Source organism: Streptacidiphilus rugosus AM-16 (genome assembly GCF_000744655.1).
GTDB lineage: Bacteria > Actinomycetota > Actinomycetes > Streptomycetales > Streptomycetaceae > Streptacidiphilus > Streptacidiphilus rugosus.
Genome location: NZ_JQMJ01000004.1, coordinates 815,914 through 834,555, shown reverse-complemented (window position 1 = coordinate 834,555; position 18,642 = coordinate 815,914). Strand labels below are relative to the sequence as shown.

The following is an 18,642-nucleotide window of genomic DNA, read 5'->3' as shown; positions in this document are numbered from 1 at the left end:
GCTGGTGGGTGATCAGCAGGCCGCCCGTCGGGCGAGCACCAGTTCGGTGCTCGGCTTGCGGCAGGTCGGCCGACGGGCAAAGCGGTCCGAGACAAGCGAGGCGATCGCACGGTGGGTCTCGGCGTAGTCCTCGCGCGGGCCGGTGTAGCGCTGGAGCGGTCGCCACTGCCGCAACTCGGCATTGGTGTGCTCGACGCAGATCCGGTTCGAGGACTGCCGTCGGCGCATCTCCCGCCAGGCGTACCGCTCGCCGAGCGGCGCGTCGTCCTTCGGCTTCTTGGGCGGGGTGCCGACCTGGTTGGGGAACTCGTTGGCCAGGCCCCGGTAGCCCTCGTCGACCTCGGCTCCCCCCTGCGGGTGGAGCCGGAACTGCTCGGCGATGCCCTCGGTGCGCATCGCGGTCTGATCGTGCATGCGGCCGGGCCGGTCCGCGCCCGACCACAGCAGGCGGCCCTGCCCGTCGCTGACGGTGGTGGTCTTGATGGTGTTCTGCTTCTTCTTGCCGGATACGAAGGCCCGCCGTCCCGGCCGGTTGGCCCTGGGCCGGCGCACCTGGGTCTCGGCTCCGTCGATCCGCAGCGTGATGCCCTCCGCCTCGGCGTAGGCGAACACGTCTGCCAGGGTGCGCAGCCGCACGCCGGGGCGGTCGGGGACGGCGAAGCCGCGCGCCGCCAGCAGCGGGCGGATCTCGCCGATGGCACGGGAGATCGTGGAGCGGGCCGTCCCGTATAGCTCGGCCAGTGCCGCATGCGGGAGCCCGGTGCGCAGATGAACCAGGGTGACCAGCACCCGGTCGGTGAAGACCAGGTCGTGCTTTGGCCCGGCACCGGCCCCTCGCCGCCGCTCAGCGCCACGCCGCTCGTGCAGCGTGGACTCGCACCGGGCCAGCCACGGTTCTGCCAACTCTTCGATCAAACCGCCGAGATGTGTACGGGAGACGCCGCAGAGGCAGGATGAGCCAAGGCCACACGGGCCCACTTCTTGGTCACACTCGAAGAACCCGTGCGGCCACTGTCACGTCACGGCCGTGCGGCAGCGTCCGCGGAGGGGGTCTTAGCCCTCCTCTGCGCGCAGTGGCCGGTCGGTAAGGCGATGCTGGTCGGCGGCGTCGCCGGTGCGAGCCTCAGTGCGGCTCCTGGTGGCGAGATAGTCCCGGACGATCAACTCGACCGCGTCCTGAGGACTTCTGGTGCCGGACAGCAGCATGACCTCGATCGCCAGATCGCTGTCAAGGCTGATGGTGACCTTCGCCATGGCGGCTCCCCCCTGAAAGGCTGTGCCGCACAGCCTACTTCGCGAGCCGAACCTCAAGCGGGGATACACGCAGGAAGTTGCCCGGAGTGGATCGGGGCATCGGGAGCAGCCTCCTGCCCATAGACCGACCGGCAAGAGGGCGGGCGGCGTCGCGTACCGATCGCGCTCGTTCCCTACGCCCAACCCACCGCAAGCCGAGCACCGAACTTGTGCTCGCCCGACAGGCGGCCTGCTGATCAACCACCAGCCGACCCGCCAGGCCAGCACATCCCGACCTCAATCGCGGACCACGCCGTTAGCCCCTGGCCAGCAGAGTCCGGTGTGTCGTCTGCCCAGGGGTTCGTGCGGCGTGTGGGGCGGAGTTGCGTTCGACGGGCGGTCCTGATGGGCCGCCCCTCGAACGCATGCAGTTCTCCCGGCGTGACCCGGCACCGCGAGCTGACCGGGGACCGGCAGGGGTACGCCCGTCCCTCCAGCTCCTGCCAGCCCTCCGGGGCCACGAACACGGTCGATCGCGTTCGGCACGCGCGGTCCGCGAAGGCCCGGATCCGGCGAATCCAGCCCACCGAGGTCACGGTGAAGGGCGAGTCTCCTGCAGGCCCAGGAGTCGGGTCCGCCAACGGGCGAGGCCCTGCGCCAGGCCGCCGTCTGCGGGCGTCAGCCCAGGGAGACAGCAGTCGACGTAGTAGAGATAGAGCGGAATGAGCTCCGCGTGGAGGAGTTCGGTGAGGCGCTCCGCCGAAACCGGCTGTCCGTGGCGCGCACGCGTCGCGGCACGGACGAGCTCCGCAGCCACCGGTGCGGGCTGCGCCAGGTGGTGGCGGATGGCATCGTCGGTGGATCCGGGAACGGAGTTCGCTGCGGTGTAGAGGAACCTGAGGGGGAGCAGGACCGCCTTGGTGAACCGCCTGATGTCGCTCGCCAGATGCGTGGGGTTGCGGAACTCGGCCACGACAGGGTCCGAAGCGAGCACCTCCAGCGCGAAGCGGACGCTGTCGGCCGACAACATCGCGGTGTCCGGCTGTGCCACCTGCGGGCGAACGTCGTCACCAAGGAGCAGCAGCCCGCTGATCTTCAGGTCGAGCCGGTCGACAGCCGGGAACCTGCCATCCTCCCGGTTCGCGCGCAGCGCGGGCAGGGAGCTCCAGAACACCGACAGACGCCGGTGGTCGCCGCCCAACTCGTGGAGGCCCCGGGTGACGCGGTCGATGGTCTGGTCGTCCTCGGGGCGGCGGTCGGTCAGCACGAGGGCGAGGTCGATGTCGCTGACGGCGGGGGCGAACCCCCCGTGCGCGAGGCTGCCCAGGGCGTAGGCGCCGACGAGGCGGTCGGCGAGGGCCTCGTGGAACACGCCCGCGCAATGTCGGCCGATCGCTGTCGCGGCTCCGCAGTCGAGGACGTCCTGGGGGAGTGTGTTCATGCCGCGCCCGCCGTGTCGCGGAGGGCCAGTTCGGCGATCCGGTCGGAGACCATGGTGATGATCTGCCAGGCGCGGTCGAGGAGGTCGGTGACGGCGCGAAGCTCCCAGTCCTGGCGCTCGGCGAGCAGGCGGTAACCCATCTCGATGTGCTCCTGGTCTGCTTCGTCGTGCAGGGCGAAGTAGCCGTTGCCGGGGAAGGCCCGTGAACCGGCGTTGCTGAAGGTGAGGCTGCCGGCCTCCAGCACGAGGTGGGCCAGGACGACGCGGTGCAGGCCGGGCAGGGTGCGGAGCTGGTCGACGAACCACGCGGCTCCGGCTTCGACGACGGGGTCCCAACCGGCGGTCTGGCCGGTGTGGTGGCTGTCGGCCAGGATCTGGTTGTGGCCCATCTCTTCCTGCTGGTGCTCAAGGGCGAGTGCCCGGAGCTGGGGGTCGGTCTCGAAGGCGGCCCGAACACGGATCATCCGCTGGAAGGCGTTGGACCACGGCGCCAGGTGGGCCAGGACGGCGTCCTTGGTGGCTGCCGGCGTCGTGGGGTCCTCCAGCAGGAGGATCAGGCGGCTGCCGCTGTAGGCGCGGACATGCTGGTCGTTTCTGTCGGCGACTGCCTGAAGGGGCGCGGTCATGGTGGTCATACGGATTCGACCTCCTGGGGGATTCGTCGGGACGGCAGTGGCAGGGGACCGGGCTGGGGGTTCTGCGGGGCGTAGACCGGAAACCTGAAGTAGACCGACACGTCGCTGCTGTGGCCGAGCGAGCGGTAGCTGACCAGCTCCTGGAGGCCGCGGATCCGCGTCAGCGGCTGTGGTGCCACGGCCTCGAGGAGGGTGTGGTGTCGTTGCGGGTCTATGCGCTCGTGCGCCATCAGCGCGCCGATTCTGGCTGCGGCTTCGGCATCGGACGCGGTGAAACTCGACACCCGGAAGTAGGTGGTCGATTCGTCGGCGCCGTCGCCGTCGGGCCGGAAGGCCAAGCAGGTCAGCGGGGTGTCTCCGGCGGCGTCGGGAGCCGCGCCGAGCAGCGTCCGGAAGGCCGAGCGGGCCCGGTCCGGGTCATGGGCCCGCGCGAGCGAGGCCATCTGCTCCAGGGTCCGGACGCTGCTGGTGTGGTTGCGGAAGTAGACCTTGGCCCGGGCTCGGTGATCGCCGTACAGGTCCAGGGCGAAGAACTCCAGCTCGCGCTCGGCCCCGTCGGTCTCTGTCCCTACGGCGACTCCCGCGGAGGTGTGGGCCCATGCGGTGCCCATGGCCAGACGTTCCATCGCCTCGGTCACCATGGCGTAACGTTTCTGCGGAGCCAGGGAGTGCAATCCGAAGTAGACCTTGAAGGCCGGTGGATGCCCTGGCCGCCAGGCCAGGGAGTGCCAGACGGGCACGGGCGGCGCCGCCAGGTCGGCATCAGGCGCGAACAGGTCGGCGACCTTCCCGTACCGGTCCAGGCTCACCAGTGGCTCGCCGGCCAGCCGTTCCGTCAGCGCTGCCGCGGCGGTCCGGTTGGATTGCGCGGTGACAGGCCTGGAGGCGCCCAACGCCTCGAACAGGATGCGCAGCTCCGGTCTTCTCCCGGACCACTTCACCGACATCTCGGCGGGGAACCCGTCGTTGGCGACGTACGAGGGGAACGGAGCTGTGCGTCCTACGGGTATATCGGCCCATGGCCGGAGATACTCGTGGAGCCGGTCCGTCGCCGGCCCGCTCAGGGGTTGCCGCAGGCCGAGCCCGCGGCACATTTCGGCCCAGCGCTCGGCCAGAAACTCACCGATGGAACGCCCTTCACTTGAGAAGATGCTGTCCATCCACCCCTCCGTTCTCCCAGTGCGCGGCCCCTTCTCCTTCCGGTGATCGACTCACCGTCGCGCCCCTCAGTGCCGGGGGCATGTGCAGGACGAGACCGGCGCGATCACCATCAGCAAACCCTGCAGGCATGCCCAACCGGAATGAGTACAAACAGATCACGGCAGGCGCCTCAGGGGACGACGCAGCGGACATGTGGCCTGACATGCAGCACACCGGGCCATCCCCATCCCCACGACATGCCTGGCGCCCAAGAAGGCCGTCCGTAAACCCCCATATCTGGCATCGCCGGGGTGCGTTCTGCCTGTAAGGTGTACATGACACTGACGGCACCACCGTACTACGGGACGATCTTGGTGGGCCAGGGGTGAGCCACAAGTCCAGGGCGGACACTCCACTCATCCCGGAGCCGCCCGCAACGGAGTCGCACAACCGAAGCGGGACTGCGATGCCGGACGGGCCGTCAACCTCGAGAAGCAGCCGTGCTCCTCCTCCGTCCGAGCCGACGACGACCGATGCCGCAGCCGGTCAGGCCCCGCGATCGCGCCTGTGGGCCAGCGTCTGTCAGTCTCTCGCAGGAGCGATGTCCCGTGGGGTTCCGCCTGCTGAACGCGGGGGCAGCGATCCCCAACGCGCCTTGCTGGAACGGGAATGGACGGTTCGTGAGCCGGTGATACGATCGCACCGATTTGCGGAGCAGGTGGGTCCACCCCAAGTACGGGGACACGGCAGCTAGCCCTGCGACTAGTCACGTCAGCTATTGCTGGCCCGCCGTCTTAGGAGCCCCAGGCAGACATGGACGTTCGCTCTTCCGCCCCCGTACCGCCGCCCGGCTGCCCGGCCCATTCCTTCGGTGACCGTGTGCCGCTCTACGGACCGGAGTTCGCCGCCGACCCGCAGGCCTACTACTCCTACCTGCGGCACTACGGGCCCACCGCCCCCGTCGAGCTTGCACCCGGCGTCGCCGCCACCCTGGTCACCGACTACCAGACCGCCCTGCGCCTCCTGCAGGACCCGGCGAACTTCCGCAAGGACTCACGGCGCTGGCGCGATCTCGCGGAGGGCAGGCTGCCGGCGGACAGCCCCGTCGTCCCGACGCTGACCTACCGGCCGAACGCCCTGTTCAGCGACGGCGCCGAGCACATGCGGCTGCGCCAGGCCATCACCGACACCATGGCCCGCATCGACGTGCACCGCCTCGCCCGCAGCACCGAGCAGGTCTCGAACTTCCTCATCGCCCACTTCGGAGTCCGCGGCTCCGCGGACCTGCTCGGCGACTACGCCAAGCAGGTGTCCCTCATGGTCTTCAACGAACTGTTCGGCTGCCCCGCCGACATCGGCGACCGGGTCATGTTCGGCACTTCCGGCATGTTCGAAGGCGTCAACGCCGAGCAAGCGGTCGGCGTGCTCTTCGGCGCCTGCGGGGAACTCGTGGCCCTCAAGCGCAGCCGTCCCGGTGACGACGTCACCTCGTGGCTGCTGCAGCACCCCGCCAAGCTGACCGACGAGGAGATGGTGTACCAGCTCGCGCTGCTGCTGGCCTCGGGCTCCGAGCCGCTGCGCAACCTGATCGGCAACACCCTGCACCGGGTGCTCACCGACGACGGGTACGCCAACAAGGGCGGCCTGATCGACGAAGCGATCGACGACACGCTGTGGGAGAACCCGCCCATGGCGAACTTCATGGCCCACTACCCGGCGACCGACCTGGAGTTCGCCGGACAGTACGTCCGGGCCGGCGATCTGCTCCTCGTCAGCATCGGTGCCGCCAACACGAACCCGGCCCTCGCCGCGGCACGGCAGGCGGGCAGCCGGGCGCATCTGTCGTGGAGCGCCGGACCCCACGCCTGCCCGTCCAAAGAGCCGGCCCGCCAGATCGCAGTCACCGCGATCGAGAACCTGCTGAACAAGCTGCCTGACGTCGTCCTGGCCGTGCCCGAGGAGAGCCTGACGTGGCGTCCGGGACCGTTCAGCCGCGGGCTGGCGTCCCTTCCGGCGCGCTTCACGCCCGTCGAAATCACACACCGGAGCACCGTAGTGCAGAATCCGGAACCGAGCGGGCCGGTGGCACCTCAGTCCGGCAAGGCCGAGCGTGGAGGGCGCTGGAGTCAGTTCCTCGCCTGGATGAAGGGTTAGCAGGTCGACCTCCTCGGCAACTCCTGGCGGCGGCGACGATCGCGAGTCGGTCCCCGGCCTCACACACCGCATCACTGCCGCCTTCAGCCGCCTCGGCCGGACAGACCGCGTACGAGGCCTCCCCGCACCGAGCAGAACCGGAACCACCGCCACCGGCCAACGCAACGGCGCACCGCTGGTGCCCAGCATTGGGAGTCCGTTCCGGACGCCGCGCGGTGGTCAGGCGGTCGCGGTGAGCGGCTGCCTCAGGCTGCGTTCGGGGTGCAGTACCCGGTGGAGCGCTGCCCAGACCAGGGCGCCGAGGACGAAGCCGTAGACGGTCACCAGGCCGTGTCCGTTGGACTGGGCGCACCACATGACCAGGCCCAGGGTCGGGGCGCCGAGGGCGAGACAGGCGATCATCTCGTCCTCGCTGCTCACGCCCAACAGCTGCATGAGCGTCAGCCTAGCGTCGGTCTCGATCGCCCCCTGCTACGTGCCCTTGAGCGTAGTCGGCGAACTCGATGCGTAGTCGGCGCAGCATGGCGTTGGCGGACCACAGCGCGAAGGCGACGCGGGCCGGTCGGCGCAGCACGTAGCCGCCCCTGAGGGGGCGGTGGGTGATGCCGTTATGGCGCAGCCACTCGGGGGAAGGTGCATCGGCGGCTGTGAACCGGACGACGACGCAGGCCTCGCGTCCTAACCCCTGGATCCCGATCCGCTCGATCGAGGAACGCTTGATCGAGAACGAGGTGACGACCGTGCGACCCCCCTGGTCGACTTCCTGTTCCACGGTCAGACGGTCGGTGTCGAGACTGATCCGGCTCCGCGGTTTCCTGCGGTCCGTCGCAAGGCGGATGGCCTGCGCGCCGACGCATCCGAGGATGACGAGGACGAACACGACCATGGTCGGGCCGGTGAGGGCGAGGCTGTCGTTCTTGTGGGTTAGGTGGTAGCTCGTCGCCCACATGGCAATGATGGCAGCGCTGACGAGCAGTTTCGTGAGGAGTCCGTAGGCGTGCCGACTCAACGGTCGAGGAAATCCTGCCGGTTGGACCGCCATGAGTGGCGGGCCGGTCGGCCCGGGAGGCTGCGGCTTCCGCGCCCACTCCCAGTTCGGTTCGTTCCTCGGTACTTCCCCCGAAGGAGGGGTTTCCTCCTCTGCCCGGGCGGCCGACACTGTGGCCTGTGCCGCGACCCCACGGACGGCCTCGGCCCGCCCTGTCGGCTCTGGCTCGGGCGTTCGGGCATCCAGGATCGTCGGCGGATGCCAGACGTCGCTGCCAAGTCCGCGCAGAACGCGGGCGGTGTCGACCGCGCTGGAGTACCGGCGGCGTGGCTCCTTGCTCAGCAGTGTCAGGACGAGCTCGTCCCAGGCTGGCGGGATACCTGGCCTGATGCTGCTGGGGGCCGGAGGCCGCTGGCTGACATGGGCCGTGATGTAACCGACGGTGTCAGGCGCCTGGAAGGGCAGCCGCCCGGTGATCATCTCGAAGAGCACGCAGCCCAGCGCATAGAGGTCGCTGCGCGCCTCGGGCCTTCCGTTCAGCTGCTCGGGCGACATGTACGGGAGGGTGCCGACGATGAAGCCGGTCTGCGTGAGCCGGTCTCCGGTGGCGGCGGGGTCGGCCGCCCGCGCGATACCGAAGTCCAGGATTTTCGTCGCGCCCGACGGCAGGATCTGGATGTTGGACGGCTTGATGTCCCGGTGCAGGACCCCCGAGCGGTGCGCCTCCGCGAGCGCGTCGCAGACCTGCGCGCCCCACTCGGCCGCCCGTGCCAGGGGGACCGGCCCGCGGCGCAGCACAGCGTCAAGGCCCTCGCCCCGCAGCAGCTCCATCACCAGCAGCAGGACCTTGCTGCTCCCGTCGTCGACCTCGACGAGGTCGTGGACCGTGACGATGTTGGGGTGCTGAAGGTGGCTGGTGATCCTCGCCTCGCGCAGGAAGCGAGCTCGCGCCTCGTCGGCCTCCCCTTCACCGCCGGCCAGTGATGTGATCATCTTGATTGCGACCGAGCGTCTCAGGTTGGTGGTGTCGTGGGCCTCCCAGACCTGCCCCATGCCGCCCTGGCCCAGCTGTCGCACCATCCGGTAGCGGCCGCCGAGAAGCCGATCCTGCACCGCACAAGCCCCCGTTTGCAGAATGTGTCTGACTGCTCGACAGTATGCCGGGAGTGCGACATGAATACGGTGGCGATTCTCTCTCGGATTCCGAGCTTGATTTTTTATGGAGCTGCCGCGATCTTGGCGAGGTGGGCTTCGAGTGTGAGTTCGCGTTTGACGGTCTTCCCGACGTCGTAGCGGGGGTGCCGGCCGACGGTTCTTCGTTGCCGGGTGGGCGGCCTGGGCCGGGGCGTGTCGGTTGCGGCACACGGGCTGGGGTGAGTGTCTTCGCGTGGATGTGGCGAAACCCGCGTCTCACCCGGGCGGGCGTGAGCTTGTTCGGTGGCGCGGGCCTCTCCCAGGGGCGGTGCAGGTCCTCAGCCAGGGGCCGGGCGCGGCGGAGCTGGGTGTGCGCCGCGAGGATGAGCCAGGTCCACAGATTGCCGTCTCGACCGCAAACGGCCCCCACGCGGCCAGGGCCACATCGCCCACGACATCACCCGGCGCATCGCTGCCGCCCTCGTCCCCAACGACCCCATCCCAGACTTCGGCTGACCGGGCCCTGGCCCGACTCTCCCGAACGAACCGCCTGGTGGTGTGCGGGCCAAGAACCTGACCGTGCGGGGGCCACCGCGTGAGGAGATCATGAGGGAAAGCCCCGGGCCGGAGGGAGCATGATGGGCGGCGACGGGCGTTCCCCAGGCGGCAGCGGGCGCGCCGCGGGGCCGATACCGCCGGGCGCGCTGCTGGATCTGCTGCACGTGGCCGCCGTGGTCCTCGACAGCAACGGGCGAATCGTGTTCTGGAGCCCGCAGGCCGAGGAGGTGTTCGGGTACGCCGCCGGTGAGGCGCTGGGCCGGTCCGCGGTTCGGCTCCTGGTCGATGACGAGGACCTTGAGCTGATCATGGCTCTGTTCGCCGAGGTCATGGCCACAGGGTCGTCATGGGCGGGTGCGTTCCCGGTGCGGCACAAGGACGGCAGTCGTCGGCTGGTGGAGTTCCGCAACATGCGGCTGACCAACGACCACGGTGAGATGTTCGCCTTGGGCATCGCCGTCGACCACACGACCCTGCAGCGAGTGGAGACCGACCTGGCCTTGTCGCAGCGCCTGATCGCCCAGGCCCCGATCGGGCTGGCGCTGCTGGACACCGAGCTGCGGTACGTGATGGTCAATCCCGCGCTGGAGCGCATCAACGGTCTCTCGGCCGCCGAACACCTGGGCCGCCGGCCGCGGGACATCCTGCCCCGCTTGGACAGCGCCACCATCGAATCGGGACTGCGCCACGTGCTGCTGACCGGTGCGCCGATGCTGGACCAGTACATCGTCGGCCGTACCCGGGCGGACCTCGACCACGACCATGCCTGGTCCGCGTCCTACTACCGGCTGGAAGGCCCAGATGGCCGGGTGATCGGGGTGGCGAACTCCGTGATCGACGTGAGCGAGCGCCACCAGGCCGGTATCGAGGCGGACCGCGCGCGCCGGCGCTTGGCGCTGATCGCGAAGGCCTCGACCCGGGTGGGCACCACGCTGGAGGTGCAGCAGACGGCCCAGGAACTTGCCGACGCTGCCGTCCCCGACCTTGCCGACCTGGCGGCGGTCGATGTCCTGGACGCGCTCCTGGAGTTCCGGCCGGCCCGCCGGGCCGATGAGGATGGGCCGGAACTGTTCCGGGCGCTCGCGGTCGCCAGCGCCTATCCGACCGACGCCGCCTCCGCGGCCGACATGGTGGGCGAAGCGGCCGTGTACAGCGCCGACCGCCTGATCACCCGGTGCGTGCGGACCGGGCGGCCGGTCCTGGTCACCCGTATCGGTCCCGAGGACATGCGGCGCATCGCCCGCGACAGCGAGGCCGCCGCCACGCTCCGGTCCGCCGGCGCCCACTCGTATCTGGCCGTCCCGTTGATTGCCCGCAACGAGGTGCTGGGCGCGTTCGACATGCTGCGGGCCCGGAACCCGTCCCCCTTCGACGCAGACGACGTCCTGCTCGCGGGCGAGCTGGCCGCCCGCGCCGCGGTCGCGATCGACAACGCCCGCTGGCACCAGAGCGTCCGCAACGTGGCGGAGACCCTGCAGCGCAGCCTGCTCCCCGGGGCCCCGCCCCGCCTGCCGGGGCTGGAAGTCGCCGCCCACTACCAGCCGGCTCAGGCCGCCCACGAGGTCGGCGGCGACTGGTACGACATCATCCCCCTGCCGGGCGACCGCACCGCCCTGGTCGTCGGGGATGTCATGGGCAACGGCATCGACGCCGCCGCGACTATGGGTCGCCTGCGGACCGCCACCTGCGCCTTCGCCGACCTCGACCTTGACCCTCACGAGGTCCTCACCCACCTCGACAAGATCACCGGCGGGCTCGAGCGCTACATCGCCACCTGCCAGTACGCCGTCTACGACCCGCACCGCCACCAGTGCCGGATAGCCAACGCGGGCCATCTTCCCCCGGCCCTCGCCCCCGCCAAGGGCTCACCGGAACTGCTGACCCTGCCCACAGGCGCTCCACTGGGCGTCGGCGGCGTCCCGTTCGAGACGACCACGTTCGACCTGCACCCCGGGGACCGGCTCGTCCTGTACACCGACGGGCTCGTCGAGACCCGGCACGATCCGATCGACGCCCGCCTCGACGCGCTGCTGCGCGCCCTCGACCATCCGTGGCGGCCCCTTGCCGAGTCGTGCCTGTCGCTGGTCGACGCTCTGCGGCACCCGGACGACCACGACGACGTCGCGCTCCTCATCGCCCAGGCCCAGCCGCACGCTGAACGCCCCAGGAGCACCGATGCCCCTACGGAACGGATCGGAGACGATCATGGACCGGCCAGGAGCATCGAGTGAGGCTGGACAGGCCAACTTGAGGAGACTCGGCTGGGCAGCCCGGCGAGGGCCGAAGTGCGGCGGGGCGGCGCGGTCACGGATAGGGCAGCAGCCGGGCCCGACACTCCTGGGCGGGGCGAGCACCTGTGAGGCCCGTAGAGCGGGGCCTGGGGGCTGGGCACCCGGGCGCTGGAACAAGCCCCCGGCGAGCGCACGGCGATACCCCAAGGAGTTGGGGTTACCAGCGGCGGTCCGCGCCCCGAGGATGTCCGGTATGGACACTATTGAGCAGAACAAGCAAACCGTGATCGCTTTCATCGACGCGCTGTTCACCAGGGGCGACCTGTCGGCCGTCGAGACCTACCTTGCGGAGGACTTCATCAACCACGACCCGCCGGTCGGCGTCGGCCCGGACCGGGAGGGCATGCGCGCCGCAGGCGCGCTGTTCCGCCAGGGGTTTCCCGACTGGCACTCCGACCTGGGTCTCCTTGTCGGCGAGGGGGACCTGGTCGTCGAGGAGTTCACCGCCCGCGGCACCCAGCGCGGCGAGGTGATGGGCGTCGCAGGGGACGGGCGTGCGGTCGTCCTCAGAGGGATCAACATCTTCCGGGTCCGAGACGGTCGGATCGTGGAGCGTTGGGGGCGACTGGACGAGCTCGGCCTGCTGCGCCAGCTCGGCCTCGTGCCCACGCCGACAGCGGCGTAGCGTCGACATCATGGTCACCGGTATCCGGGAGCGACGTGTCGAACGACTGATAGACACCTGCTACGCGGGGCTGGACCTGCCCGAGCTCACCAGCGAGGTACTGCGTCGCTTGCCGGGCATCCTCCCCGTCGAAGCCGTGTTCTTCGCGGCTGTCGACCCGGCGACCCTGCTGTTCACCTCGGCGACGGCCCAGGAGCCCTTGGGCGGCGCCAGTCCACTCTTCCTGGACAACGAGTACGGGCGCGACGACGTGAACAAGTTCACCGCACTCGCCCGAGGCCCCGACAACGTCACGTCATTGGACCGGGCTACCCGGGGCCGCCGCTGCGACAGTGCCCGCTATCGGGAGATCATGGCCGGCCTGGGCCTGGGGGACGAGCTCCGGGCTGCCCTGATCGCCGGGCACGACTGCTGGGGCGTCCTGTGCCTGCACCGGGCCGACGCGCAGGCCGGCTTCTCCAGTCAGGACCTCGGTGCGCTGAGGCAGGTAGCCCCACACCTGGCCGAAGGCCTGCGCCGCACCGTCGTCAAGGGGGCGCTGAGCCACCGAGGGCCCGAAACGCCGGGCACCCCAGGCGTGATCGTGCTTGACCAGCGGCTCGCCCTCGTCTCGATCAGCCCGGACGCCGAACAATGGCTCGCCCGGCTGCCGGGGCCCCGGACCGTGGGACTCCCCGTACCCGTGTATTCCGTGGCAGCGCACCTGGCGGGACCCGACGCCGTCCCAGGTACGGACGGCGACCGCCACGGGGCCGTCCGGCTGAGGACCAGCGACGGTCAATGGCTGTGCCTGCACGCCACCCATCTGCGCGGCGCCGCAGGGGACCAGATCGCCGTGGTCGTCGAGCCTGCCCCCGCAGTCGAGATCGGGTCCCTCATCCTGGCCGCTCACGGCCTCACTCCGGCGCAGACTCGCGTGACCTCCCTGGTTCTGGAGGGCTGCTCGACCCGGGAGATCATCGCCCGGCTCCACATCTCCGCCTACACCGTCCAGGAGCATCTGACAGCCGTCTTCGCCCGATTCGGCGTCCGCAGCCGACGAGAGCTCATCGCCGCGCTCCTCTCCTCGCACGGGCCGAGCCAGGAGGACTGAGCAGAGAGCAGTCGGCGAGCGGCCGTAGCGGTCCAGCGACGGGACCACCAAGGTGTCGCCGGGCTGCAGGAAGTCGTGGCACGCCTTGAGCTCCGGGCGCAGGTCGTCTTTGCCGGACTTCTTGTCGACGAAGATGCGCCGGCAGCCGGCGGCAGTGAGGGCGTCGATCTGGCGGTCGAGCTTGTGCCCGCCGGTGGACACCCGGGCGTAGCCGATGAGGATCTCGGCGGGCACTCAGCTGGTTTTGCTCAGCCACTCAGCCACTCAACCGCCTTGCTGCTGGCTCATCCACTCCGCGATGGCCCGCTCAAGTTCGGCGAGCTGTTCGGTTGGACTGAATTGCAGAAGTTCGGTGCCGACGTCGACGTAGGGCCGGTGACCGGGCGGGGTGTAGAACGCATCACCTTCTTCGTAGACCTCCTCGTGGTCGTCGAAGACGAAGCGCACATGTCCGGCAAAGACGTAGCCCCAGTGAGGGCAGGGGCACTGACCCCCAGGCAGAGCCTTGAGAGGACCGTCGAGGTCGGCGTCCGCCGCGAAGGACACGAACTCGACCGTATAACCCTCCATGTCCTCGCGCCGGTCGGTCACCGGACCGAACTGCTGCACCTTGGATGCGGTGAGTTTGGAGATCTTCGGCATAGTCGAGACGAGACCATAGATCCTGCGCCCCCACTCGCTGGAAGACCCTTCGGAGTGAAACGAGGTCAGAGCAGCGCGAAATCAGTCCGCCAGCGCCGGGTGGCTCGTTTCGAGAGCGGTTCGGCGGGCACGACCCGCGGTGATGCACTGTTCCTGGCCGCCGCCGAGGGGCTGTCACAGCGTCAGGCACCCGCGGAATGGCTCGTCACTCGCTACGCGTGGTGAGGCGTCCGGTGGCTTCGAGTCGTGCGAGGCGGTCGTGTTCCCGGTCGGCCCACTGCCGTACCCGGTCGGGGTCGAGCGGGGTGCCGTGGCCGACGTGCAGGGTAGTGGGGTTGAGGGCGAGCATCTCGCGGAGGCTGGCGAGGTTCTGCCGGGGGTCGTCGTGGAAGGGCGGGTTGGCGGGCTTGCCGGGGATCAGGCCCATGAAGGAGCCGGCGATCAGGTCGCCGGCGACGAGGTCGCCGGCGTCGGTGAGGACCGAGACCGATCCGGCGGTATGGCCCGGGGTGGGCATGATGCGAGCCGCGAGCCCGTAGTCCTCCAGGCTCGTCTCGCCGCGGATCAGCACGGCCGGTTCAAAGGGTTCGGCCCGGACGTGGAGCTTGCGGTTGCGGGCCATGAGGCGGCCCATCGGGCCGGTGGGCAGGTACGGTTCGCGGACCTGGCCGGAGCGGTACGGCCCGAGGTCGGCGACGTGGCCGGCGATGGGCGCGCCGGTGAGCCGGTGCAGTTCGGCGGCGGAGCCGAAGTGGTCGATGTGGCCGTGGGTGATGACGATCAGCGAGACGTCGGTGGGGTCGATGCCGTGGGCGGTGATCCGTTCGATGATCTTCTGGCCGCTGCCGGGGATTCCGGCGTCGACGATGACCGGCCGTCGGCCGAGCAGCAGATAGGCGTTGACGTTGCGTCGGCCCATGACTGGGATCGGGACGACCTTCGTGCGGGACATGGTTCTCCTTCGAGGGGTGCTGGCCATGCTGCGCGTGCGGGCACAGCGAGACTCGGCCGGTGCAGCAGTGCGCGCGTCGGCCGGTGAGTGGTGCGGGTGGGGTGGTTCAGAAGCGGCGGCGGTACTCGGCCGGGGTGGTGCCCAGCCGTCGCCGGAAGACGCGGTGCAGCGTCTCCACGGAGCCCAGGCCACTGGCGGCGGCGACCTCGGGCAGACTGCGGTCGCTGTCCTCGAGCAGTCGCCGGGCGGCCTCCAGCCTGGCCGCCTCCACGTAGGCGGCCGGTGTCGTGGAGGTGCGCTGGTGGAACAGCCGGGTGAAGTGGCGCACGCTCAGGTGCGTACGGGCCGCGAGGGCTTCGAGGGAAAGGTCTGCGGTGAGATGTTCGGCGATCCACCTGCGCAGCTCGTCGATCCGGTCGTCCTCGGATCCCTGGACGGACAGCGGCACGCTGAACTGGCTCTGCCCGCCGGAGCGTTTGACGTACATCACCATCATCCGGGCCGTCGCGAGCGCGAGATCCTGACCGTGGTCCTCGGCGACCATGGCCAGTGCCATGTCCATCCCCGAGGTGACGCCGGCGCAGGTCCACACCCGCCCGTCCCGGATGAAAATCGGATCGGAATCGACCCGGACGCTTGGGTGGTCGGCGGCCAGCCTGGCCGCGGTGAGCCAGTGCGTGGTGGCTGGCCGGCCCTCCAGCAGCCCGGCGGCGGCCAGCAGGTGCGCCCCCGCGCAGATCGATCCGATCCGCCGGGCCTGGGGCGCCGCGCGGCGCAGCCAGGCGGTGACCTCGTGGTCGATCACCGGCTCCACGCCGTCGTCGACGAGCTTGATCGCCCCCGCCACCAGCAGGGTGTCGATCGGGCCGGTCACGTCGTCGCGGGCCAGGTCGGCCATGAGCCGCACGCTGCTGGAGGTGGTCACCGGGCCGCCGTCGGCCGTCGCGATCCGCACGAGGTAGCCGGGCCTGCCGTCTCCGGCGACCCGGGAGGCGACGGAGAACACCTCGGCCGGTCCGGTGGCGTCCAGCAGCTCGATGCCAGGGAAGGCAACGATCACGACGCGGTGCGGTTGGGGCATGCCCTGATCATTCCGCCCGGCGGGACATGGCTGCAATGACCAGGATCTGTCAGATCAGGCCATCGAGAGCGAAGCGAAGCGGACGGCCAGGTCGCACCCGGCCCGAGCGCCGGACGTCAGACACCGCTGACCGATTGACGGCACAACGATCCAGGTCATACCCAGGTCGTGGAGGTTCTCAGACGCTGGGCCGCGCCGCGACAGGCCTCACCACTGTGCTGTCCGCTGGCGGACCCGGCGCTCCGCGCGGATCCGTGCCGCGGCCCTGGCGGCGTTGCGGCAGGCGCGGCCTTGGGCCGGCGCGAGCAGCCCGGACACGGTGCGCAGCAAGCGGGTCAGCAAGCCGATCAGGATCATGGCGGTCCCAGTTGGCGCAGTTGCTGGTCGTAGTCGTCAAGGAGCTGGCGGAGCTGGTCGAGTGACTCGGCGGGGACGTCCGCGGGGGCGGTGGTCACCACGTACCGGGCGGCCGCGACCAGTGCCGCCAGCTCGTAGGCGTGGAACGTGCCGCGCAGCACGGTGGGGCGCAGCCGTTCCAGTTCCATCGGTTTCAGCCCTTCGACTTCACGTAGTCCACGACCTGGCCGAGCTCGGCCTTGAACTGGTCGTAGTCCTCCTGCATGCCGTTGATGTAGGCGCTCCAGCCCAGGCTGGCCTTGGCGTAGTGCACGGCTTCCTGGATCTCCTCCTCGGTGGCACCGAACAGCTTGGCGGCCTCGGTGTGGAAGAGACTGCAGTAGTGGCACTTGGTCTCCGCGTGCAGCCCCACCCCGATGAGTTCCTTGTACTTGTTCGGGATGAGCGTCTCGCCGAGCTCAATCCGCTTGAAGATCTCCCACTCCGGGCCCAGAAGCTCGGTGGGGATCCGCTGGAAGAAGTGCGGGACCAGGCCCAGCGTCTCCTTGATGTCGGCTTCGATGTCCCCGCGATTCGGGACGGCCGTGACTATGACGGTGACCTCCCTCGAGAGGCCCGAGGCGTCCGGGCGGGCCCGCCCGCACCAACTGCGGACGACGAGGGCACACCCGTGATTCCCGTGCCCCGCTCCCGAGTCTAGGCACGACCCGGCATGCCCGCGCCCCGGGCAGACTCCGGCACACCCCGCCAGTCGAGGCCCCGCGCCAAGAGCAGCCGGCAACCCCCGCTGCCGTGACCGGCCCCGGTCACGGCAGCAGGAAGCCACGCGCGGGGGCCATGGCCACCCGCCCTTCAGCTCAGCTTGCGGCGCCGGTGACGCCCGGGGCGATGAAGCGGCGGTGCAGGGGCCGGAAGCCGGTCTGCGGCTCGCCCTCGATACCGGCCTCCTTGATCGCGGCGGCGAGCCGGTCGGCGAAGAACCGCTCGAAGTCCTCCTGCGAGCCCCACACATCGGTCACGTGCAAGGCACCGCCCTCGAAAGAGCAGACGTGCAGGAGCGCACCATCCGGCGTGTCCTGCTCACAACGGACCAGGTCACGCACCTGGTCGTACTGCGCGGGTGTGACACCGTCCCAGCGCATCGTCATCACAACAGCCATGTTCTGAATCTCCCTTCAAGGAGCCCTGTCGGCCCCTCTCAGAAGACCGCCCCGGGCACCACCCCGCACGCCGGAGCACTCCGTTCGCGTCGACGGGTCACCCACACCCGAAAGCCCAGGGCAGCGGAGCCAGCCGGGCAGCGGACTCCGCGTCACCCGCCGCGCGGGCGCATTCAGGCGGTGGGGAAGGGCGGGGTCCCGGTGAGCTGGAAGCCGGTGATCAGTTCCGGGTGGATGCGGACGGCGCAGTCTGTCGCCCGGTCGACCCAGGGGCGCAGCAGCGTGCGGTAGCGCTCGTTCTCGGCGGGGTCGGTGACCCGGTGGGCGTAGCCGGTGACGATGACGCTCCAGCCGGTGTGGGTGTCGGGGTCGATCTGGTCGGCTTCGTAGGCGACCACGACGCCGCCCTGGTCGGCTCCGGTGGCGGTGGTCAGCGCGGCGCCGTCGTGAGTGCGGATGATGATGTCGCCGTCCTCGACGAGGTGGTTGACCGGCCGGATCGCGGGAAGGGCGTCGCGGGTGAAGACCACGCGGCCCAAACCGACGCTGCCGAGCAGGCCCATCGCCTCCGCGGGGTCGAGGGGGCGCATCGCACGCGGCTGTCCGGTGCTCTGCCGGTCGCTGTCATCCATGTGGGGCATGTCAGACCTGCGCCTGTCGCGTGTCCAGGGCCATCCGGCCCTGATCGCCTGGCATCAGGATGGGCGCGTGACCGTCTGCGTTCAGGCGATGCTTCGGCCGGCGACGGAAGAGCCCCCGGTCGGCTCTCCGCGCGTCATGCGGCCGGCGCTGACAGGCTGCGGTACGCGGTCCAGCAATCCTGGCAGCTGTGGGCGGGCAGACCATAGGCAGGTCCTCGACCGGCCTCACCTCGCCGGCCGGAGACAGCAGCCGACCACACAGCCCCAGCAGACTGCCGCGGCGAACGACATGCCAGGTTTCGGTCCACCCGCCCAGCGCGGCGGGACGGCGCTCGGCCCGCAGCTGGTAGCGACTCACCACCGCCTCCTGCTCCCTGCCGCCGGGTGGCTTCCCGCTCCGGCGGCTACCACCCCCCGCCGTCCCTCGTCCCTGATGGACCGGCCGCCGGGGGCACCGCGGTCGGGCCGACGCGCAGCGGCAGCGCCGTTTGGTCCGCCGCTTCGCGCTCGCGCCGTT

19 protein-coding genes and 2 pseudogenes are annotated in these 18,642 nt (G+C 70.1%); 4 read left to right on the top strand and 17 right to left on the bottom strand.

Going from position 1 to position 18,642, the window contains the following annotated elements; genetic code table 11:
• Positions 1–12: 12 nt before the first annotated feature.
• The 5 genes from BS83_RS12840 to BS83_RS12820 all read right to left on the bottom strand — a co-directional run bounded on the left by BS83_RS12840 (position 13) and on the right by BS83_RS12820 (position 4,403).
• Positions 13–903 carry a transposase gene (locus BS83_RS12840; protein ID WP_232248249.1) on the bottom strand — a complete coding sequence of 297 codons (891 nt, stop codon included), beginning with the start codon at positions 901–903 and terminating at the stop codon, positions 13–15.
• 150 nt (positions 904–1,053) lie between these two features.
• Positions 1,054–1,254, bottom strand: a complete 201-nt coding sequence (locus BS83_RS12835) for a hypothetical protein (protein WP_037603866.1) — start codon at positions 1,252–1,254, stop codon at positions 1,054–1,056.
• A gap of 571 nt (positions 1,255–1,825) precedes the next feature.
• Positions 1,826–2,674, bottom strand: coding sequence for a hypothetical protein (locus BS83_RS12830; protein WP_157597159.1), 849 nt, complete (start codon positions 2,672–2,674; stop codon positions 1,826–1,828).
• The gene (locus BS83_RS12825; RefSeq protein WP_198035227.1) at positions 2,671–3,309 is read right to left on the bottom strand and encodes a hypothetical protein; all 639 of its coding nucleotides are present in this window, start codon (positions 3,307–3,309) and stop codon (positions 2,671–2,673) included. Before BS83_RS12825 ends, BS83_RS12830 begins: the two co-directional genes overlap by 4 nt.
• On the bottom strand, positions 3,306–4,403 hold the full coding sequence (locus BS83_RS12820; RefSeq protein ID WP_269664890.1) for a tryptophan dimethylallyltransferase family protein: 1,098 nt from the start codon (positions 4,401–4,403) through the stop codon (positions 3,306–3,308). The genes BS83_RS12825 and BS83_RS12820 overlap by 4 nt, the downstream gene beginning before the upstream one ends.
• 859 nt (positions 4,404–5,262) lie before the next feature.
• On the opposite strand from BS83_RS12820, the gene BS83_RS12815 reads away from it, so the two are divergent.
• A complete protein-coding gene (locus BS83_RS12815) occupies positions 5,263–6,603 on the top strand; it encodes a cytochrome P450 (RefSeq protein WP_037603865.1) in 1,341 nt (446 codons plus the stop codon).
• 219 nt (positions 6,604–6,822) lie between these two features.
• Here the strand turns inward: BS83_RS12815 and BS83_RS12810 are convergent, their stop codons facing one another.
• The 3 genes and pseudogenes from BS83_RS12810 to BS83_RS47455 all read right to left on the bottom strand — a co-directional run.
• A complete protein-coding gene (locus tag BS83_RS12810) occupies positions 6,823–7,038 on the bottom strand; it encodes a hypothetical protein (RefSeq protein WP_037603864.1) in 216 nt (71 codons plus the stop codon).
• Between the two features lie 10 nt (positions 7,039–7,048).
• Positions 7,049–8,704, bottom strand: coding sequence for a serine/threonine-protein kinase (locus BS83_RS43870; protein ID WP_232248248.1), 1,656 nt, complete (start codon positions 8,702–8,704; stop codon positions 7,049–7,051).
• Positions 8,705–8,808: 104 nt separating this feature from the next.
• Positions 8,809–9,122 (bottom strand): annotated as a pseudogene (locus BS83_RS47455) (NF041680 family putative transposase); the annotation flags it as partial.
• 238 nt (positions 9,123–9,360) lie between these two features.
• On the opposite strand from BS83_RS47455, the gene BS83_RS12800 reads away from it, so the two are divergent.
• The 3 genes from BS83_RS12800 to BS83_RS12790 all read left to right on the top strand — a co-directional run bounded on the left by BS83_RS12800 (position 9,361) and on the right by BS83_RS12790 (position 13,292).
• Positions 9,361–11,514: a SpoIIE family protein phosphatase gene (locus BS83_RS12800; protein ID WP_084713413.1), complete on the top strand. Its 2,154-nt coding sequence runs from the start codon at positions 9,361–9,363 to the stop codon at positions 11,512–11,514.
• A gap of 253 nt (positions 11,515–11,767) precedes the next feature.
• The gene (locus tag BS83_RS12795) at positions 11,768–12,199 is read left to right on the top strand and encodes an ester cyclase (protein WP_037608785.1); all 432 of its coding nucleotides are present in this window, start codon (positions 11,768–11,770) and stop codon (positions 12,197–12,199) included.
• Between the two features lie 10 nt (positions 12,200–12,209).
• The gene (locus tag BS83_RS12790; protein ID WP_037603863.1) at positions 12,210–13,292 is read left to right on the top strand and encodes a LuxR C-terminal-related transcriptional regulator; all 1,083 of its coding nucleotides are present in this window, start codon (positions 12,210–12,212) and stop codon (positions 13,290–13,292) included.
• Positions 13,293–13,346: 54 nt separating this feature from the next.
• Here the strand turns inward: BS83_RS12790 and BS83_RS47450 are convergent.
• The 9 genes and pseudogenes from BS83_RS47450 to BS83_RS12755 all read right to left on the bottom strand — a co-directional run.
• Positions 13,347–13,493 (bottom strand): annotated as a pseudogene (locus tag BS83_RS47450) (recombinase family protein); the annotation flags it as partial.
• 63 nt (positions 13,494–13,556) lie between these two features.
• Entirely contained in the window at positions 13,557–13,934 is a 378-nt protein-coding gene (locus BS83_RS12785; protein ID WP_051942986.1) for a cupin domain-containing protein, read from the bottom strand.
• A gap of 205 nt (positions 13,935–14,139) precedes the next feature.
• Positions 14,140–14,886, bottom strand: coding sequence for an MBL fold metallo-hydrolase (locus BS83_RS12780; protein WP_037603862.1), 747 nt, complete (start codon positions 14,884–14,886; stop codon positions 14,140–14,142).
• Positions 14,887–14,992: 106 nt separating this feature from the next.
• Positions 14,993–15,967, bottom strand: a complete 975-nt coding sequence (locus BS83_RS12775; protein ID WP_037603861.1) for a GlxA family transcriptional regulator — start codon at positions 15,965–15,967, stop codon at positions 14,993–14,995.
• Positions 15,968–16,174: 207 nt separating this feature from the next.
• Positions 16,175–16,309: a hypothetical protein gene (locus BS83_RS48300; protein WP_269664851.1), complete on the bottom strand. Its 135-nt coding sequence runs from the start codon at positions 16,307–16,309 to the stop codon at positions 16,175–16,177.
• Between the two features lie 11 nt (positions 16,310–16,320).
• Positions 16,321–16,512: a hypothetical protein gene (locus BS83_RS12770; RefSeq protein WP_037603859.1), complete on the bottom strand. Its 192-nt coding sequence runs from the start codon at positions 16,510–16,512 to the stop codon at positions 16,321–16,323.
• Positions 16,513–16,517: 5 nt separating this feature from the next.
• Positions 16,518–17,105, bottom strand: a complete 588-nt coding sequence (locus BS83_RS43855) for a carboxymuconolactone decarboxylase family protein (protein ID WP_198035226.1) — start codon at positions 17,103–17,105, stop codon at positions 16,518–16,520.
• 76 nt (positions 17,106–17,181) lie between these two features.
• The gene (locus BS83_RS12760; RefSeq protein WP_037603857.1) at positions 17,182–17,484 is read right to left on the bottom strand and encodes a hypothetical protein; all 303 of its coding nucleotides are present in this window, start codon (positions 17,482–17,484) and stop codon (positions 17,182–17,184) included.
• Positions 17,485–17,657: 173 nt separating this feature from the next.
• A complete protein-coding gene (locus BS83_RS12755) occupies positions 17,658–18,116 on the bottom strand; it encodes a pyridoxamine 5'-phosphate oxidase family protein (RefSeq protein ID WP_037603856.1) in 459 nt (152 codons plus the stop codon).
• Positions 18,117–18,642 lie beyond the last annotated feature (526 nt).

Excerpts from the sequence above, each read along its gene's own strand:
- BS83_RS12760 (WP_037603857.1), bottom strand. The coding sequence starts at position 17,484 with ATGGCTGTTGTGATGACGATGCGCTGGGACGGTGTCACACCCGCGCAG.
- BS83_RS12835 (WP_037603866.1), bottom strand. The coding sequence starts at position 1,254 with ATGGCGAAGGTCACCATCAGCCTTGACAGCGATCTGGCGATCGAGGTC.
- BS83_RS12790 (WP_037603863.1), top strand. The coding sequence starts at position 12,210 with ATGGTCACCGGTATCCGGGAGCGACGTGTCGAACGACTGATAGACACC.
- BS83_RS12780 (WP_037603862.1), bottom strand. The coding sequence starts at position 14,886 with ATGTCCCGCACGAAGGTCGTCCCGATCCCAGTCATGGGCCGACGCAAC.
- BS83_RS12830 (WP_157597159.1), bottom strand. The coding sequence starts at position 2,674 with ATGAACACACTCCCCCAGGACGTCCTCGACTGCGGAGCCGCGACAGCG.
- BS83_RS12815 (WP_037603865.1), top strand. The coding sequence starts at position 5,263 with ATGGACGTTCGCTCTTCCGCCCCCGTACCGCCGCCCGGCTGCCCGGCC.
- BS83_RS12755 (WP_037603856.1), bottom strand. The coding sequence starts at position 18,116 with ATGGATGACAGCGACCGGCAGAGCACCGGACAGCCGCGTGCGATGCGC.
- BS83_RS12825 (WP_198035227.1), bottom strand. The coding sequence starts at position 3,309 with ATGACCACCATGACCGCGCCCCTTCAGGCAGTCGCCGACAGAAACGAC.
- BS83_RS12820 (WP_269664890.1), bottom strand. The coding sequence starts at position 4,403 with ATGTGCCGCGGGCTCGGCCTGCGGCAACCCCTGAGCGGGCCGGCGACG.
- BS83_RS12775 (WP_037603861.1), bottom strand. The coding sequence starts at position 15,967 with ATGCCCCAACCGCACCGCGTCGTGATCGTTGCCTTCCCTGGCATCGAG.
- BS83_RS12800 (WP_084713413.1), top strand. The coding sequence starts at position 9,361 with ATGATGGGCGGCGACGGGCGTTCCCCAGGCGGCAGCGGGCGCGCCGCG.
- BS83_RS12810 (WP_037603864.1), bottom strand. The coding sequence starts at position 7,038 with ATGCAGCTGTTGGGCGTGAGCAGCGAGGACGAGATGATCGCCTGTCTC.
- BS83_RS12785 (WP_051942986.1), bottom strand. The coding sequence starts at position 13,934 with ATGCCGAAGATCTCCAAACTCACCGCATCCAAGGTGCAGCAGTTCGGT.
- BS83_RS12770 (WP_037603859.1), bottom strand. The coding sequence starts at position 16,512 with ATGGAACTGGAACGGCTGCGCCCCACCGTGCTGCGCGGCACGTTCCAC.
- BS83_RS12795 (WP_037608785.1), top strand. The coding sequence starts at position 11,768 with ATGGACACTATTGAGCAGAACAAGCAAACCGTGATCGCTTTCATCGAC.